At 53.8% G+C, this 15,528-nt stretch carries 13 protein-coding genes; 12 read left to right on the top strand and 1 reads right to left on the bottom strand.

Translation table 11 applies throughout. The features are described 5' to 3' along the window. Positions 1–7: 7 nt before the first annotated feature. On the bottom strand, positions 8–2,197 hold the full coding sequence (locus NYE26_RS19545; protein ID WP_339249443.1) for a YDG domain-containing protein: 2,190 nt from the start codon (positions 2,195–2,197) through the stop codon (positions 8–10). Between the two features lie 286 nt (positions 2,198–2,483). On the opposite strand from NYE26_RS19545, the gene NYE26_RS19540 reads away from it, so the two are divergent. From NYE26_RS19540 to NYE26_RS19485, 12 genes are all read left to right on the top strand, one after another. Beyond that, a complete protein-coding gene (locus NYE26_RS19540) occupies positions 2,484–4,079 on the top strand; it encodes a sigma-70 family RNA polymerase sigma factor (RefSeq protein WP_339249441.1) in 1,596 nt (531 codons plus the stop codon). Positions 4,080–4,182: 103 nt separating this feature from the next. Then, positions 4,183–4,944: a metallophosphoesterase family protein gene (locus NYE26_RS19535; protein WP_339249440.1), complete on the top strand. Its 762-nt coding sequence runs from the start codon at positions 4,183–4,185 to the stop codon at positions 4,942–4,944. Positions 4,945–5,028: 84 nt separating this feature from the next. Next, entirely contained in the window at positions 5,029–5,637 is a 609-nt protein-coding gene (locus tag NYE26_RS19530; protein ID WP_209870132.1) for a TetR/AcrR family transcriptional regulator C-terminal domain-containing protein, read from the top strand. Between the two features lie 130 nt (positions 5,638–5,767). Continuing rightward, positions 5,768–7,462 (top strand): oleate hydratase, encoded by a 1,695-nt coding sequence (locus NYE26_RS19525; protein ID WP_339249438.1) that lies wholly within the window; start codon positions 5,768–5,770, stop codon positions 7,460–7,462. Positions 7,463–7,535: 73 nt separating this feature from the next. Continuing rightward, complete coding sequence (locus NYE26_RS19520; RefSeq protein ID WP_339249437.1) at positions 7,536–7,757, top strand: hypothetical protein; 222 nt, start codon at positions 7,536–7,538, stop codon at positions 7,755–7,757. Positions 7,758–7,852: 95 nt separating this feature from the next. Beyond that, a complete protein-coding gene (locus NYE26_RS19515) occupies positions 7,853–8,164 on the top strand; it encodes a hypothetical protein (protein WP_036727449.1) in 312 nt (103 codons plus the stop codon). 202 nt (positions 8,165–8,366) lie between these two features. Beyond that, positions 8,367–9,281 carry a phosphotransferase gene (locus tag NYE26_RS19510; protein WP_339249435.1) on the top strand — a complete coding sequence of 305 codons (915 nt, stop codon included), beginning with the start codon at positions 8,367–8,369 and terminating at the stop codon, positions 9,279–9,281. A gap of 153 nt (positions 9,282–9,434) precedes the next feature. Continuing rightward, the gene (locus NYE26_RS19505) at positions 9,435–10,493 is read left to right on the top strand and encodes an iron ABC transporter permease (protein ID WP_339249433.1); all 1,059 of its coding nucleotides are present in this window, start codon (positions 9,435–9,437) and stop codon (positions 10,491–10,493) included. Between the two features lie 2 nt (positions 10,494–10,495). Further along, on the top strand, positions 10,496–11,530 hold the full coding sequence (locus NYE26_RS19500; RefSeq protein ID WP_036727443.1) for an iron ABC transporter permease: 1,035 nt from the start codon (positions 10,496–10,498) through the stop codon (positions 11,528–11,530). A 27-nt stretch (positions 11,531–11,557) separates the two neighbouring features. Then, a complete protein-coding gene (locus NYE26_RS19495) occupies positions 11,558–12,598 on the top strand; it encodes an NAD(P)/FAD-dependent oxidoreductase (protein WP_036727441.1) in 1,041 nt (346 codons plus the stop codon). Positions 12,599–12,777: 179 nt separating this feature from the next. Beyond that, a complete protein-coding gene (locus tag NYE26_RS19490) occupies positions 12,778–14,310 on the top strand; it encodes a spore germination protein (RefSeq protein WP_339249430.1) in 1,533 nt (510 codons plus the stop codon). Further along, positions 14,300–15,505 carry a Ger(x)C family spore germination protein gene (locus NYE26_RS19485; RefSeq protein ID WP_339249428.1) on the top strand — a complete coding sequence of 402 codons (1,206 nt, stop codon included), beginning with the start codon at positions 14,300–14,302 and terminating at the stop codon, positions 15,503–15,505. The genes NYE26_RS19490 and NYE26_RS19485 overlap by 11 nt, the downstream gene beginning before the upstream one ends. The last annotated feature ends 23 nt before the right edge of the window (positions 15,506–15,528 follow it).

Here is a 15,528-nt window from a genome sequence, read left to right as displayed (position 1 = left end):
TCTCTTCTTAGGGCGCTACAATCGCACCTGTTGAAATCATATAATTACCGGGTGCAAAATAGTTCCCGGCGTCTTCGCCGGATAAGGTGTAGACCACAGTGATGAGTTTGCCGCTGCCGACAGCAGCATCGTTGTAGGTTGCTGTTGCACTGACGGTAACATCATCGCCAGGAATGACTCCGGTCAGAGTACCCGGGGTGATCTGGACCGATGTATTTCCATCGTAGGTCTTGGATTCTGTGATCACTGGTGCTGTAATGTCCAACTGCAAGGCAGTGATAATACCTGTATTAATGGTGTAGCTAACAGGTGGATTATAGTTGCCTGCGTCTATACCTGTTAAGGTGTAGGAGATGGTGATGATTTTGTTCACACCTACATTAGGACTGTCATAGGTCCCGGCTGCATGCACAGTCACATCATCCCCGTCGATAATACCGGTTACCGCACCAACGGTTACCGCTGCCGCAGTCGTTCCGTCATAGACTCTGGAGCGTGTGATCTGATCCCGGTCAATTTCCCCATTGGTGACAATGTAGCTCGCAGGTGCAATATAATTGCCTGCATCTGTTCCGCTAAGTGTATAGACTACAGTTATGGTCTTACCCGTCCCGACTGCAGATGTATCATAGTTGGCAACGGCGTTCACACTGACATCCTCACCTGGGACTACCCCAATAAGCTGTCCGGGAGTCACCGCCGCTGCCGTGGTTCCGTCCTTGAACTTCGCCAAGGTCAAATTAGGGGCTTCGATGGTCAATGGATGGAGTGCGATGCTGCCCGTATTCACGATATAGGGAGCGGGTGCAAGATAGCTGGCTGCTTGTGCTCCGCTTAATGTGTAGGTAACGGTTATAGTCTTGTTCACTCCAAGCGCTGCACTGTTGTAGGTAGCAGAGGCCAGCACTTCAACATCGTCACCGCTAAGCACACCGGTCAGCGAATTTGCGGTTACTGCTGCTGAGGCAGTGCCGTCATAGGTTTTGGACTCCGTCAAGGAGGCGGGAAGCCCTATAGTCAGCTCAATCGCTTTAACCTCAATCGTGCTGGAAGGGGCCGAGATATTGCCGGAGCCATCTACAGCATACACAACATAATGACCGGCTGGCAGACCCTGCGTGTTCAGCGGGGAATAGACGGAGGCGGTTACCGCCAGCTTTTTACCCAGAGCAGCATGAATGGAAGCTTCCAGATCCGTTGTAGTTACGACTACTGTGGAAGGGACCAGATACAAATAACCCGCTTCGTTGCTTGTTCCATATACATTGTCTCCTACAGTCACCGCTCCAAGGGTCACACTGGTGAGAAGAGGAGCTGACGTATCGCCCGGATCAGGAGTAGGTGTCGGCGTAGGAGTAGGTGTGACTGTAGGCGTCGGCGTAGTTGCAGGTGTAGGTGTAGGTGTTGGTATATCTGTAGGTACTGGTGCAGCTGTAGGCGTAGCCGTTGGATCGGAAGGGACATAGGTGCTCCGGACAGGCGTAGGTGTAGCAGTTGGTGTGGCAGTTGGACTAGCTGCTGGAGAGACCGTTGCTGAAGGGGTGCCTCCACCATTTCCAGGAGTACTGGCCGGAGCCTCCTCAATAGCTTTGGTCCGTGTTAAGGACACTACGGCTTCTGCACGGGTAATTTCCCTGCCAGGTCTGAAGCTGTTATCTTCGGAGTAACCCTTCATGACTCCAGCGGCAGCCACGGCGTTGACAGAATCCAGTGCCCAGGCGGCAATGTCCTTGGAATCGCTGAAAAGAGCGCCGGTCTGCGCGGCATCCAGCTTCAATAACCGGTTGATGATCACTGCGGCTTCCTGTCTGCTGATCGTCTTGCCGGTACCGATGGTACCATCTGAATATCCGCTGATATATCCGGCTTTCACGGCTTTGGCAACCTCGGTGTAGGCCCAGTTGCTTGTAGAGAGATCCTTATAGGCAACAGGTGCCGTCTCGGTGAATCCGAAGGCGCGGTTGATGAGCGCCATGAACTCTGATCTTTTCAGACTATTGTCCGGTTTGAAGCTGCCATCGGCGTATCCCTGAATGAGCCCTTTGTCAACCCAATCGGTAACTTCATTCTGTGCCCAGTGGCCTGTGATTCCAGTTAATTGAGGAGCTGCTGCGCCAAAAGCTGTTCCGGCAGAAGAATATAGTGCAGTTACTATCATTAGTGTAGAGAGAAAAAGCTTGCCCGGTGTATGATTCAATATTAAGCCTCCTGAAAGTGTATTGTCATCGCTGATATAGGCCTTGGGTATCACTTAATATCCTCCGGGCAACAGTTTTGGCCTCCGAGCTTGGCTAAATGAAATAATAGTAACACATATCATTTAAAATTGATTTAAATAAATATAATCATTGCAAATTTAATTTACCAAAATATAAATCTAACACTGGTCAATACATTCTGCACCCTCTTTGTAACCTTTTCCTCCCGGACCGGCACTTATCATTAGAACACGATAAAAATACAGAAATGAGGTTTGCAGACGTATGCTGCATTGGATTGAACAAGCGCAGAAGGGCGATGCCGAAGCCTTCCGGGAGCTTAGCGGGCATGTGCGGGGGATGGCTTACGTAGTGGCCTACGATATGCTCGGGGATGTTCAGCTTGCGGAAGACGCGGTACAGGAAGCCTTGCTGGAGGCGTATATGAACCTTGCCAGCCTGCAAGAGCCTGCGGCGTTTCCGGGATGGTTCAAAACCATTGTGGTCAGGCAGTGTCACCGGCTGCTGCGGCGTAAGCGTCAAGCCCTGCTGCCTCTGGAGGCGGCGGTGCATGTCGCGGGCTCTTCTCCAGGGGTTGCGGAGATTGCCGAACATAGAGAATGGACGCAGGTGCTCCACAGGTCAGTGTCGGAATTGTCTGCCAAGCTGCGGGTACCGCTGCAATTGTTCTACTTCTACGGGTACTCGCTTCAGGAGATTTCCGTGTATCTGGACCTTTCCGTTGCTACGCTGAAGAAAAGGCTGTATGACGGCAGACGCAAGCTGAAGGGGGCTTTGCCTGTTGCCGATCTGGCGGCTGCATTTCATTTGTTACATGAAGGGGGAGCACGTATGCTGCATATTGTGAATGGTGACACGGTGGGAGATAAGCTGAAGCGGGGAATTGTCCAGGGGGAGGTGCTGGTGTGGAGAGAGATCTATTCGGCGGGACCGATATTCATAGATCCGGCGGCAGAGCAGAATCGGCTGCTCCGGGCTGAGGTGCTGCAGGCCACGATGGGCATTCCGGCGGCTGAATATATGGCGGGCTGTGCGGAGCAGGAGCAGAGGATCAGCGGATTCCGCAAGTATGATGAGGTGGTGCTGTGGTTCGAGCATGATCTGTTCGATCAGAGTATGCTGGCCTATCTACTGCATTGGTTCAATGGGCAAAAGCTGGGCAAAACGAAGCTGAGCCTGCTCTGCATCGGAGAATTCCCCGGGATAGAGCTGTTCCATGGTCTGGGACAGCTGACGGAAGCTCAGCTGAATACCCTGCCGGGAACCTGGCGGAATATCGGCCGCAAGGAGCTGCAGCTGGGAAGCCTGCTGTGGGAGGCTTACGCCGCTTCCGATCCCCGGAAGCTCGCGGACCTGCTTGCGGCGAAGCGGGAGGAGCTGGCAGGGGGCGCACTTGCTTTTGCCTATGACGCCTTCATGGCCCATCTCTCCCGCCTGCCTTCCGTAGAGAATGGTCTCGGGATCGTCGAACAGACCACCCTTCAAGCCGTGGCTAATGGAATGGACACGCCGCTTAAGCTGTTCCGGCAGGTGACGGATGAGCTGCACCGGCTTGGCATGGGCGATACGGAATATTGGAAGATCCTGCGCACACTGACGTCCGGGACGAAACCTCTGCTTGAGCTCGATGGTGTAGCAGAGCTAACAGATTACAGGGAAGTACCGGAATTCCTGAATCGTAGCGTTACGCTGACTGCATGGGGAGAGCAGGTGTTGGCCGGAGTAGCCGACCGGCTACAGCTGCAAAGTATCGATGAATGGTACGGCGGCCTGCATCTTAAGGGGCATGACGCCCCCTGGCGCTGGGACCGTGCTGCGGAACGGCCTGTACAGCACCCGCCATCCGCGCGGACGGAATAGAATGTAACCAGGAGGTTTCCCTGCTAAGCTGAACGCTTGGCGGGTGAACCTCTTTTTTATGCCTATATAGTATAATGAATACTCCAGGTCAAGACAGTTACAAGTGAAGAAGGAGGAGAGCGGCATCAGAACATTAGTGATCAGTGACATTCACGGCTGTATAGAGGAATTCAGCCTGCTGCTCCGCCGGGCGGAGTATAACCCATCCAGGGATCAATTGATCCTGCTGGGCGATTATGTGGACAGAGGGCCTGACAGCAGAGCGGTCGTGGAGCAGGTGAAGCGGCTTGCTGAAGCAGAGGGGGTTATTGTGCTGCGGGGCAACCATGATCAGATGGCCTGCGATGCGCTGGCGGGAGAGGATGATAAGCGGGATACCCACTGGATTACGAATGGGGGCTTCCACACCCTGCTGAGCTATTGCGGAGGCCGGGATTCGGTGCTGCTGCACCCGGATTCAGGGTGGAGGGATTATACGGAGATGAAGCGGTTCATGCGTACGGAGTATAAGGAGCATCTGGATTTCCTGGGTTCGCTGCCCTACTACTATGAGACGGAGGCCCATCTGTTCGTTCATGCGGGCATTGATCCTTCCCTTGCCGACTGGCGGACCCAGCGGGAGTATGATTTTATCTGGATTCGGGAGCCTTTCTACAATCATCCTGTTACTTCTACGGAGAAGACGGTCGTCTTCGGCCATACCTCTACGGTAGATCTGCAGGACGGCGCAGGAGTCTGGTTCAGTCCGCTGGGTGACAAAATTGGCATCGACGGCGGCTGTGTGTACGGGGAGCAGTTGAACTGCCTTGAGATTAGCGATACAGGATACAAGACCTATGCGGTCAAGCTGGGGGAGCGGGAGTAACAAGAGCTGCGGAGCAGACGGATGAAAACTAACTCCTAATTGGTTATAATTGGAATATCAAATCCAAGAGTTCAGGAGGCAGAGATGTCGAGTTCACTCTTAACGAAGAACGCGTTAGCCCGGTCGCTGAAGAAGCTTATGCTCACAAGGCCGCTGAACAAAATAACGATCCAGCAGCTCACAGCGGATTGCGGGGTGACCCGCCATACGTTTTATAATCATTTTCAGGATATCTATGAGCTGCTCGGCTGGATCTACAAGTCAGAAGTGATTGAAGGACTGGACCAATACTGCTGCTGGGCGGGCTGGAAGCAAGGATTCTTAAGCGTCCTGCGTTACACCGTAAATAACAAAACCATCTGTCTGAATACCTTCCATTCGCTGGGGCGCGAGCATCTGGAGCAATTCCTGTATGGGGTAATTTACCGCGTCATGATCAGCGTAGTGGAGGAGCTGGACGGGCAGGCGTGGCCGGGACAGGAGCAGATTCCGGAGCCTGTGAGAATGCAGGCCAGACTAGATATAGCCGATTTCTACACGCTGGCCATCCTTGAACAGGTGATCCACTGGCTCAGAGCCGGGGCGAATACAGATCCGGCCGGAGTGGTGGACAAGGTATCACGGATTATGGACGGATGCATTGCCCGGGGGCTTGAGCATTATCAGTCTGCAGTTCATCCGGTGAAGTCATGACACAATATCGGGCGGATGTGTAATCCCTAGACAGTTGCGTCCGGCTGTCCATAGAATCCCTGGTTCACGGCGGTTATAGTGAAGGCAGTTAGCAGGCACTTATCCCCTGATCAAGGAAGGAAGAGGACACATGGGTACATATCAAAGAATTCATCCGCAGGTACAGGAAGGCATCGCTTCACGCAAGGCATATCTCGTCGGAGGAGGGATCGGCTCCCTGTCGGCGGCGGCATTTCTGATCCGTGACGGGCATATGCCCGGCCGGAATATTCATATTCTGGAGCAATCATCGATATACGGCGGTTCCATGGACGGGGCAGGCAATGCCAAGGACGGTTACAGCGCCCGGGGCGGACGCGAGATTGAAGAGCACTTCGAATGCTTCATGGAGCTGTTCGGCTTCATCCCTTCCCTGACCAATCCGGACCGGACAGTGCTGGATGAATTCCGGGAGCTGAACCTGGCTGAACCGATTGAATCGCATTGCCGTCTGGTCGAAAAGCAAGGCACCCCCGCCGACTTCTCATCGCTTGGACTCTCTACCGCACATGCGCTGCAATTAGGCAAGCTGACGCTGGCTACCGAAGAGAGACTGGGCACGGTGACGATTGAGCAGTTTTTTGACCCGAGCTTTCTGGAGACGAATTTCTGGTATTTCTGGCGCTCCATGTTCGCCTTCGAGAATTGGCATAGTGTGGTGGAGGTCAAGCGTTATATGGAGCGGTTCATGCACCTGATCTCGGGGATGAACCAGCTGAAAGGAATTTTGCACACCGAATACAACCAGTTCGACTCGCTGATCCTGCCGCTGATGAAATGGCTGGAACGTGAGGGCGTTCATTTTGACAAAGGGCATGAGGTTACGGATCTGGAGCTTAGTATCAACGGTGATGAGAAGGTTATAACCGCGATTCAGGTGCAGGTTAATGGTTCCCCGAAGACGATTCCGGTGACACGCGCGGATCTGGTCATGGTCACGAACGGCTCAATGACAGAGAATTCTACCCTTGGCGATCTGGACCACCCGGCGGTGCTGAACCGGTCCGTTACTGAACGCGGGTGCTGGAGCCTCTGGGAGAAGCTTGCTGCCAAATCCCCGGATTTCGGCCGCCCTGAAGTGTTCTGCGGGGATATCGACAAGTCCAAATGGCTGTCATTCACAATGACTTTTACCGATGATGAGATTGTATTCCCTTATCTGCTGGAACTGACGGGTGACGCTCCCGGCATGGGCGGTGTAGTTACGATCAAAGACTCCAGCTGGATGATGTCCTGGACCGCACCGAAGCAGCCTCACTTCATCAACCAGCCGGATAATGTGAAGGTGCTGTGGGCGTATGGCCTGTTCCCGGATGCCGAAGGCGACTATATCAAGAAAAAAATGAGCGACTGCACCGGACGCGAGCTGCTGGAGGAACTGTGCTACCATATGGGACTTGTTGACCGTATTCCCGAGATTCTGGAGCATACCACTAACGTCATCCCTTGTATGATGCCTTATATTACTGCACAGTTCATGCCGCGCGCTCTTGGTGACCGTCCGCAGGTCGTGCCGCAGGGCAGTGTGAATCTGGCTTTCCTCGGCCAGTTCGCCGAAGTCCCGGACGACTGCGTGTTCACGGTGGAGTATTCGGTCCGTTCCGCGATGATGGCTGTATATGAGCTTTTGAAGCTGGAAAAAGAAGTGATTCCCGTCCATCCGAGCAAATATGATGTCCGGGTACTGCTGACCGCGCTCCGCACCTGCCTGGCCAACAAGCCGCTGCCGCTGGATAAGACACTTGGGGAGCTGCTGGCGGGAACAGTACTCTCGAAATTGATCTAGCTGCCAGCATTCGACAGGATTCGTCCGCAGATTATGATACATTTAGACTAAAAATTTCTGCGGAGGAACCCTGATGAAGAAAATTCTGAGCCGGATCGCACTTGCACTGCTGCTTATGACCTTTGCAGCCATTGTCCTGTGCTTCTATTTCAACCAGTTTATCTATGCCTATGGTCTGATTGTAGTTCTGTTGTTTATCTTTGGTGCAATGGGCCAGCTCTATAAGCTGAAGAATGATGAGTATATGTACTCCAAGCTGAACAGAAGAGACGAATACGAGGATTACACGAGGTAGCTGATTCCGCTGCCCAGGCATGCCTGGGGTCCGGCAGACATAGGATGGTAATAAGCAAGCGCTTAACCATTCAGTCATTGCAGGAGGAGAATAGTGTGAACGAGAGACTGGCGGCTGTTATTCTGCGGATTGATGCTATTGCTACAGATATTCTTGTACCGCTGCGCCGTAAGATCATTAATGAGGCGGCTCTGCTTCAGCTCTATGAGGCGCTGGATGAGACGTATGCTCTGATGGAGCATGAGCGGCAGATTGACCGGGAGCTCGCGGCCATCCTCTTCCTGCTCTATTCACAGCTGGTAACCCAATCCAATTATGTGTATGACAAAAGCCTCTTCGTGCCGCATATCGGCAAGCTGCAAGGGTACATCCGCAAAATATTCGGCGGTACGCTTCAGAATGTATAAAACTCAACTAACAGCCAATCTGACAGCCTATACTCCAGCTACATCTCTAACAGGATGGAGCCGGGAGGATAGGCTGTTTTTAAAAATATGGCTGTGTTAAAATTTGTTGAGCGATTGATGAAATTCAAGAGCAGAACTCTCGCGTACTTGGGCGTGGACGTATTCGGATAAGTAAAGTAAGGAACGAGGAGGCAGACAATTCATGGGAGGAACGAATGTATGGGATGCGGAGTGGGAGGTTAACGAAGAGCAGGCGCGGACGCTGATCGGAAGACAATTCCCTCAGCTGTCATCGAAGCAAGTGAAGCGATTGGGCTGGGGCTGGGACAATACGGTTTTTCTCATCGGTGACGAGTACGTGTTCCGGTTTCCAAGAAGAACGTTTGCCGTTGGCGCGATTCGTATGGAAGGGAAGCTGCTGCCGAAGCTGGAGGCATATTTGACCATCCCCTATCCGAAACCGTTGTTTTATGGCGAAGCAAGTGACGAATACCCGGCACCATTTCTTGGCTATGCCCACGTGCCAGGAGATTTCCCCATCGGTTTGACGGAAGAACGCCGGGCTTTATCGGCAGAGACGCTGGCGGCATTTTTGCGGAGATTGCATGAGTTCCCGGTGCAGGCGGCGCTGAAGTGCGGAGTTCAGCAAGATCATCGAAGCTTGACGGACATAGCATCACGCAAAGTGAAATTGGAGGGCTTTCTATCGAAGCTGGTTGAACACTTGTCGCCGGAGGAGTCCGGTGTGATCGAAGCGTATATTAACAGTCTGCAAAAGGACCGTGTCGAGGCGGTGAATGCACTGCTGCATGGCGATCTTCATTTCAAAAATATGCTTGTGAATGAGAACGGGATCGTCTCCGGCATCATTGATTGGGGCGATCTGAGCGTAGGCCATCCGGCTTGCGATTTGAGCGTTGCTTACAGCTTTTTACCACCTTACGCCCGCGGTGTGTTTTTCGAAACGTACGGAGGAGCGGACGAGGAGACGAAGCTGCTGGCGCGGCTGATGGCGGTATACATCCCCATGCTGATCTTAATGCAAGCGGTCGATGACGGGAATGAAACGATTGCGGCAGAGGCGAAATCCAACATCATGCGGGCACTGTCGGATTAGGCTCATTATTTCATTACGGCCGATAGCAATAAACCGCCTTTTCAACGAAGGCGGTTTTCTTATTTTTATTTTGTCCATTGCCAAACCTTGACCTGTTCCTTTACAATATTATAATGATAATGAGAATCAATTTCAAAGAAACAGGTGACATTCATGAATCAACAGGCAGTGTCCGGGAGCGGGCTGGATCAGAAGGCAAAGCGGCTGAAGCTGCGGTCCCGTCCCTGGGCGGCAACATTAATTCTTATTGGCGGTTTGATTGCGCTGGCGCTGGGTATCGCTATTTCCGTATCGTTCGGGGCCGCAGATATTAAGCTGTCGGTCGTATGGACCGCAGTCTTTCATTTCAATCCCGAACTTACCGAGCATCAGATCATCCGCGAGCTTAGGCTGCCGCGTGTGCTGGGCGGCGTAATGGTGGGAGCCAGCCTCGCTGTGGCAGGGGCTATTATGCAAGGGATGACCCGCAATCCGCTGGCGGATTCGGGACTGATGGGCATTAACTCTGGAGCAGGCTTTGCGCTGGCTGTCTGCTTTGCATTTTTTCCGGGATTGCCGTTCATGTATCTCATTCTCTATTCCTTCGTTGGCGCCGGAGCCGGAGCGGGAATTGTCTACGGTGTAGGCTCGCTGGCGAAGGGCGGACTAACCCCGGCCAGGCTCGTATTGGCTGGTGCTGCTCTCAGTGCGCTGCTCTCTGCGCTAAGCGAAGGCATCGCTCTGTATTTCCGGATCGGACAAGATCTCGCCTTCTGGTATGCCGGCGGCCTGGCCGGAACGAAGTGGTTCCAGCTGCAGATCATGTCTCCATGGGTGATAGTGGCTATCCTTGGAGCCATTGCGCTGTCCCGTTCGATTACAATGCTCAGCCTGGGTGAGGATATTGCCAAGGGGCTTGGGCAGCGAACAGGGCTGGTGAAATTGGCGGGAACTCTAATTGTCCTGATTCTGGCCGGAGCCTCGGTAGCTGTAGTGGGAGCTGTAGGGTTCGTCGGCCTGATCATTCCCCATCTGACGCGCTATCTGGTCGGTGTGGATTACCGCTGGATTATTCCCTGCTCTGCGGTGCTGGGTGCGCTGCTGGTGGTCGGGGGCGATCTGACCGCCCGGATGATCAATCCGCCGCATGAAACGCCGGTGGGTGCGATTATAGCCCTGATTGGGGTACCGTTCTTCCTGTATCTGGCCCGAAAAGAAAGAAGGGAGCTGTAAAGATGCAGAGCCATAAGAGAATTTCTTCAGAAGATGCAAGGCGTAAGTATGGCCTGAGAGTGATCGGCGTGCTGGCCGTTCTGATTGTGATAATGTTCATTATAAGTATGAATACAGGATACATAAGACTTACTCCGCTTGAGCTGCTGGATACGCTGGTCGGCAAGGGGACGGAGAAGCAGGAGCTGATTCTGTTCCAGTTCCGTTTGCCGCGGATTGTCATTTCTCTGTTAATTGGTACCGCACTTGCCGTATCCGGCGCAGTGATGCAGGGGGTCTTCCGCAATGATCTGGCCGATCCGGGTATTCTCGGCATTAATGCCGGGGCCGGACTGATGGTCATGCTGCTGATCTCTTTCTATCCGACGACCTCGGCGGCACCGGTCTATCTGTTGCCTGTGGTTGCCTTTGCCGGGGCGGCCTGTACTGCTGCTCTGATCTACAGCCTCGCATACAAGCGGCATCAGGGCATTGCGCCGATCCGGCTGCTGCTTACCGGGGTCGCAGTGGCGGCAGGCATGAGCGCGGCGATGATCGTGCTGACGCTTCGCCTCGACCCGGACAAGTATCAGTTCGTGGCCACCTGGCTGGCGGGCAGCATCTGGGGCACAAGCTGGAAGTTTGTCTTATCCCTGCTGCCCTGGATCGTGATTCTCCTGCCTTATGTCATCTACAAGGCACGGGTGATGAATGTACTTAATCTGGGCGAGCAGACAGCGACAGGACTCGGTGCTAATGTGAGTAGAGAGCAGTTCCGTCTGCTGGCAGCAGCGGTCGGCCTTGCGGCTTCCAGCGTAGCGGTCAGCGGAGGCATCGGCTTCGTCGGGCTGGTCGGCCCGCATCTGGCGCGGCGGCTGGTCGGACCGAAGCATCAGCTGATGCTGCCCGCCTCTGCGCTGATCGGCGCGCTGCTTGTCATTGCGGCGGATACGATCGGACGGCGGATTCTGCAGCCGTCCGAGATTCCTACCGGCATTGTGGTAGCTGTCATCGGTGCTCCATACTTTCTGTATCTTCTGGCCCGTACCAAATCTTAAATACAACCAGACCTTGGAGGGATATCAATGAACGAAGCAATGGAATTATACGATGTGACGATTATTGGCGGCGGCCCCGCAGGCATGTATACAGCGTTCTATAGCGGAATGAGGGATCTGAAGACTAAGCTGATTGAAGCGAAGGATGAGCTGGGCGGCAGAATGCTGATCTATCCTGAGAAGATGATCTGGGATGTGGGAGGAGTAACACCTATTCTCTGCCGCCAGTTAATTGATCAGCTGGCAGAGCAGGCGCGTACCTTCGATCCTACCCTTGTATTCGGACAGCAGATTGTTCACCAGGCCCGCCAGGAGGACGGAACGTATATCCTGACCTCAGCCACAGGCGAGCAGCACTGGACCCGTACCGTCATACTTACCATCGGATACGGTATTCTGCAGATGGCGAAGCTGGAGATTGAAGGCGCGGACCGCTATGAGGTGACAAATCTGCACTACACGGTACAGGAGCTGGAGCCCTTCCGCGGCAAGCGGGTGCTGATCTCGGGCGGCGGAGATTCCGCAGTGGACTGGGCGAATGAGCTGGAGGGAATTGCCGCCAGTGTAACTGTGGTACACCGCCGGGAGCAGTTCGGCGGGCATGAGAAGAATATTGCCCGGATGAAGGCCTCCTCGGTGGATGTGCGTGTGCCTTGCGCGGTAAGCCAGCTGCACAGCAGTGACGGAGAGCAGATCGATCAGGTGACCGTCTGCCATATTCAGACCGGAGAGCATGAGCAGCTTGAGGTCGATGCCGTCATTGTCAACCACGGGCTGAGAAGCGACTTCGGTCCGCTCAAGGACTGGGGACTGGATATGGGAGAATGGTGTGCGAACGTCAGCGGTAAGCTGGAGACCAATCTGCCGGGTATCTTCGCTGCCGGAGATTTCGTGGATCATGAGAGCAAGGTACGGCTCATTGCCGGAACGTTCACCGATGCGGTGCTTGCCCTGAACAGCGCGAAGCTGTACATGGACCCTACCGCTGAGAAGGTAGCCTACGTCTCCTCCCATAATGACCGGTTCAAGGAGAAGAACAAGGCGCTTGGCGTAGTAGATAACCACTAGCATTCCTCCTTCTGAGATACCAGCCGGTGTACCGGCGCTATACCATAAGCTGTATCTGCACAAGCTGTCCCTTACACGGATTATTCCGTACCGGGGACAGCTTGTTCTGCTTTTACACATTCCATATGCTGTATAAAAAAAGGATAGCGGGCGAATAGTAAGAGCCAGGAGGTGCGGATATGGAGAATATAAATTCGCCGGTCTCCCCTAAGCTGGAAGACAACATCAGTACCATTCAAGCAAGGCTCGGGAACAGTCCCGATCTGGTTATACGCACCTATGAATTAATTAATAGAACAGCCCGTGTGGCTGCAATATATATCGCCGGCATTACCGACAGAGTGATGGTCGATGATTACATCTCGCATGTGATGTCCTTTCAAGCACTGAATGACCGTGCGCGGCTTGCGGTAACCCCGGAGGAAGTCTACAGCTATATTAAAGAGAATGCCCTTAGTATCGGCAAGGAGAAGCTGGTTACAGATATTAACGGACTGCTGGAGGCGTTGCTCTCGGGCGATACGGTTATTCTGGTGAACGGAGTGGGGGGAGGTATCAGTGGAAGCACCTGCGGCGGGGAGTCCCGCGCGGTTACTGAGGCGGGCACCCAGGTCGCCATCCGCGGCTCCAAAGAAAGCTTCACGGAGACCATCAGCACGAATATTGCCCTGGTCCGCAAAATCATCAAGAACCCGGACCTCTGGACCGAAACCATGAAGCTGGGCGATGTGACCCACACCGATATCACGATTATGTATATCCGCGGCATTGCCGACGAAGAGACGATTCAGGCATTCAAGGATAAGCTTCAGGAGATTAAGGTCGATATGATTCTGGAGTCGGGATATATTGAGCAGATCGTGGAGGACAATAAATATTCCCCGTTCCCCACGATGTTCAATACAGAGCGCCCGGATAGTGTCGCGGGCAATCTGCTTGATGGACGGATTGCCATCTTCGTAGACGGTACTCCGTTTGTGCTGATTGCCCCGACTACCTTCTTCATGTTCTTTCATACGGTCGAGGATTATTATCAGCGGTATGATATCTCCTCGCTGATCCGGATGCTCCGCTTTGTGTGCCTGGTCATTTCAATGTATGGTCCGGCGATCTTCGTCGCGGCGCTGAACTTCCATCAGGAGATGATTCCGACCCCGCTGCTGATCAATCTGGCGTCACAGCGGGAGGGGGTGCCGTTCCCTGCCTTTGTAGAAGCGGTTCTGATGGAGGTTACCTTTGAGATTATCCGGGAAGCAGGGGTCCGAATGCCTTCGCCGATCGGCCAGACCGTATCCATCATCGGCGGTCTGGTGCTTGGGACAGCGGCGGTTCAGGCAGGGATCGTCTCGCCGGCGATGGTAATCGTGGTCTCGCTCACAGGAATCTCCAGCTTTGCTACACCTGCCTTTAACATGGCGCTCTCCATCCGCATGCTGCGGTTCATCATTATGGCGATTGCCGCATTTATGGGGCTGTATGGCATCGCTATATTTACTATTATGCTGATTGCCCATCTGTGCAGTCTGCGTTCACTCGGGGTTCCTTACATGACGCCCATCGGTCCCTTTGTTCCGGGGAATCTGAAGGATACCTTCATCCGCTCTCCCCAGAGCTTCACGAGGCTTAGAAAGCGGCTCGTCAACAACAGCAACCGCTCTTCAGCCTCTCCCGCAGGGAAAAGGGCCGCCGGGAGGAAAGCCGATGAACGGTAAGGGACTGCTGCGTCTGATCGCTATAGCGGTGCTGGTCCTGCCGCTTGGCGGCTGCTGGAACAGCCGGGAATTGAACGAGCTGGCCGTTGTCAGCGGTATAGGGATGGATCTTGTTCCGGAGACCGATGAATACCGGGTCACCTTTCAATTGGTCAATCCGTCTTCCACATCGACGAGTACCTCTCCCGGGAGCGGCAAGCCTGCTGTAGTGGTGGTGTCAGCCACAGACAAAACGATGTTCGGCGCGTTGCGGCGGGCGTCAAAGCATGTGACCCGCCAGCTTTTTTTTGCCCATACCCAGCTTATTGTGCTTGGAGAGCCCTTGGCTCGGGATGGGATTAACGATATCTTCGACATCTTCGAGCGGTCCCATGAGCTGCGGCTCAATTCAGAAATACTGGTTGCCCGTGGCAGCGATGCCGCCTCTGTCTTGAAGCTGCTGACTCCTGTAGAAAGTCTGCCGGCTCTGGGGCTGGTCAAAAAAGCGCAGAATACCTCCAGTGTCTGGGGGGAGAACCGGCCGATCAGTGTCTTCGATGTCATTCACGGCATTACAGGAGAAGGCGATCTGACGATCAATGCGGTGAAGATCAATGGAGATGCTGAGGAAGGGAAGAAGAAAAGCAATCTGGAGGGGTCTGAGACCCTGACCGAGACGGTGATGAGCGGGCTTGGGGTCTTCAGGCAGGGTAAGCTGCTCTATTGGATGAAGGACTCCGAAGCAAGGGGAACCGAGTGGCTGCTTAACCAGATAGAAGAAACAGTGCTGGATATTGATGCAGATGATAAAAAAGAGTCCGTTGCCGTCAATATCATCTACTCCAGAACGGAGGTGAAGACCGCGATTGAGGATGGTCTTCCGGTCTTTCATGTGACGATTGCAGAGGAGGGGAGCGTCAATGAAACGGATAGCTTCGTGGATCTCAGCAAGCGGGAAGAGATCATGAAGCTTGAACAAGAGCTGGAGAAGAAGACGAGGACTGAAGTGATGCAGGCTTTTCATAAGGGACAACAGCTGGAGAGCGATATTTTCAATTTCGGCAATGAGCTGAAGCGGACGAATCCGCAGGAATGGGCGGCGCTGGACGGGGACTGGGGCCGGATCTTCGCGGAGGGGAAGCTGGACCTCAAGATCAAGGCTTACATCCGCAGTACAGGCATGAGTCTGAAACCTTATATCCCCGAAGGTAAATAATTGGCTTAACCGCAGAAATCAGG

The organism is Paenibacillus sp. FSL P2-0136 (assembly GCF_037975325.1).
Taxonomy (GTDB): domain Bacteria; phylum Bacillota; class Bacilli; order Paenibacillales; family Paenibacillaceae; genus Paenibacillus_AQ; species Paenibacillus_AQ silagei.
The sequence above is the reverse complement of the archived record's forward strand: the minus strand, read 5'-3'. Positions and strand labels throughout refer to the sequence as shown.

Coding starts and splice junctions, on each gene's coding strand:
- NYE26_RS19490 (WP_339249430.1), top strand. CDS start 12,778: ATGGAGAATATAAATTCGCCGGTCTCCCCTAAGCTGGAAGACAACATC.
- NYE26_RS19495 (WP_036727441.1), top strand. CDS start 11,558: ATGAACGAAGCAATGGAATTATACGATGTGACGATTATTGGCGGCGGC.
- NYE26_RS19520 (WP_339249437.1), top strand. CDS start 7,536: ATGAAGAAAATTCTGAGCCGGATCGCACTTGCACTGCTGCTTATGACC.
- NYE26_RS19500 (WP_036727443.1), top strand. CDS start 10,496: ATGCAGAGCCATAAGAGAATTTCTTCAGAAGATGCAAGGCGTAAGTAT.
- NYE26_RS19540 (WP_339249441.1), top strand. CDS start 2,484: ATGCTGCATTGGATTGAACAAGCGCAGAAGGGCGATGCCGAAGCCTTC.
- NYE26_RS19530 (WP_209870132.1), top strand. CDS start 5,029: ATGTCGAGTTCACTCTTAACGAAGAACGCGTTAGCCCGGTCGCTGAAG.
- NYE26_RS19505 (WP_339249433.1), top strand. CDS start 9,435: ATGAATCAACAGGCAGTGTCCGGGAGCGGGCTGGATCAGAAGGCAAAG.
- NYE26_RS19510 (WP_339249435.1), top strand. CDS start 8,367: ATGGGAGGAACGAATGTATGGGATGCGGAGTGGGAGGTTAACGAAGAG.
- NYE26_RS19485 (WP_339249428.1), top strand. CDS start 14,300: ATGAACGGTAAGGGACTGCTGCGTCTGATCGCTATAGCGGTGCTGGTC.
- NYE26_RS19525 (WP_339249438.1), top strand. CDS start 5,768: ATGGGTACATATCAAAGAATTCATCCGCAGGTACAGGAAGGCATCGCT.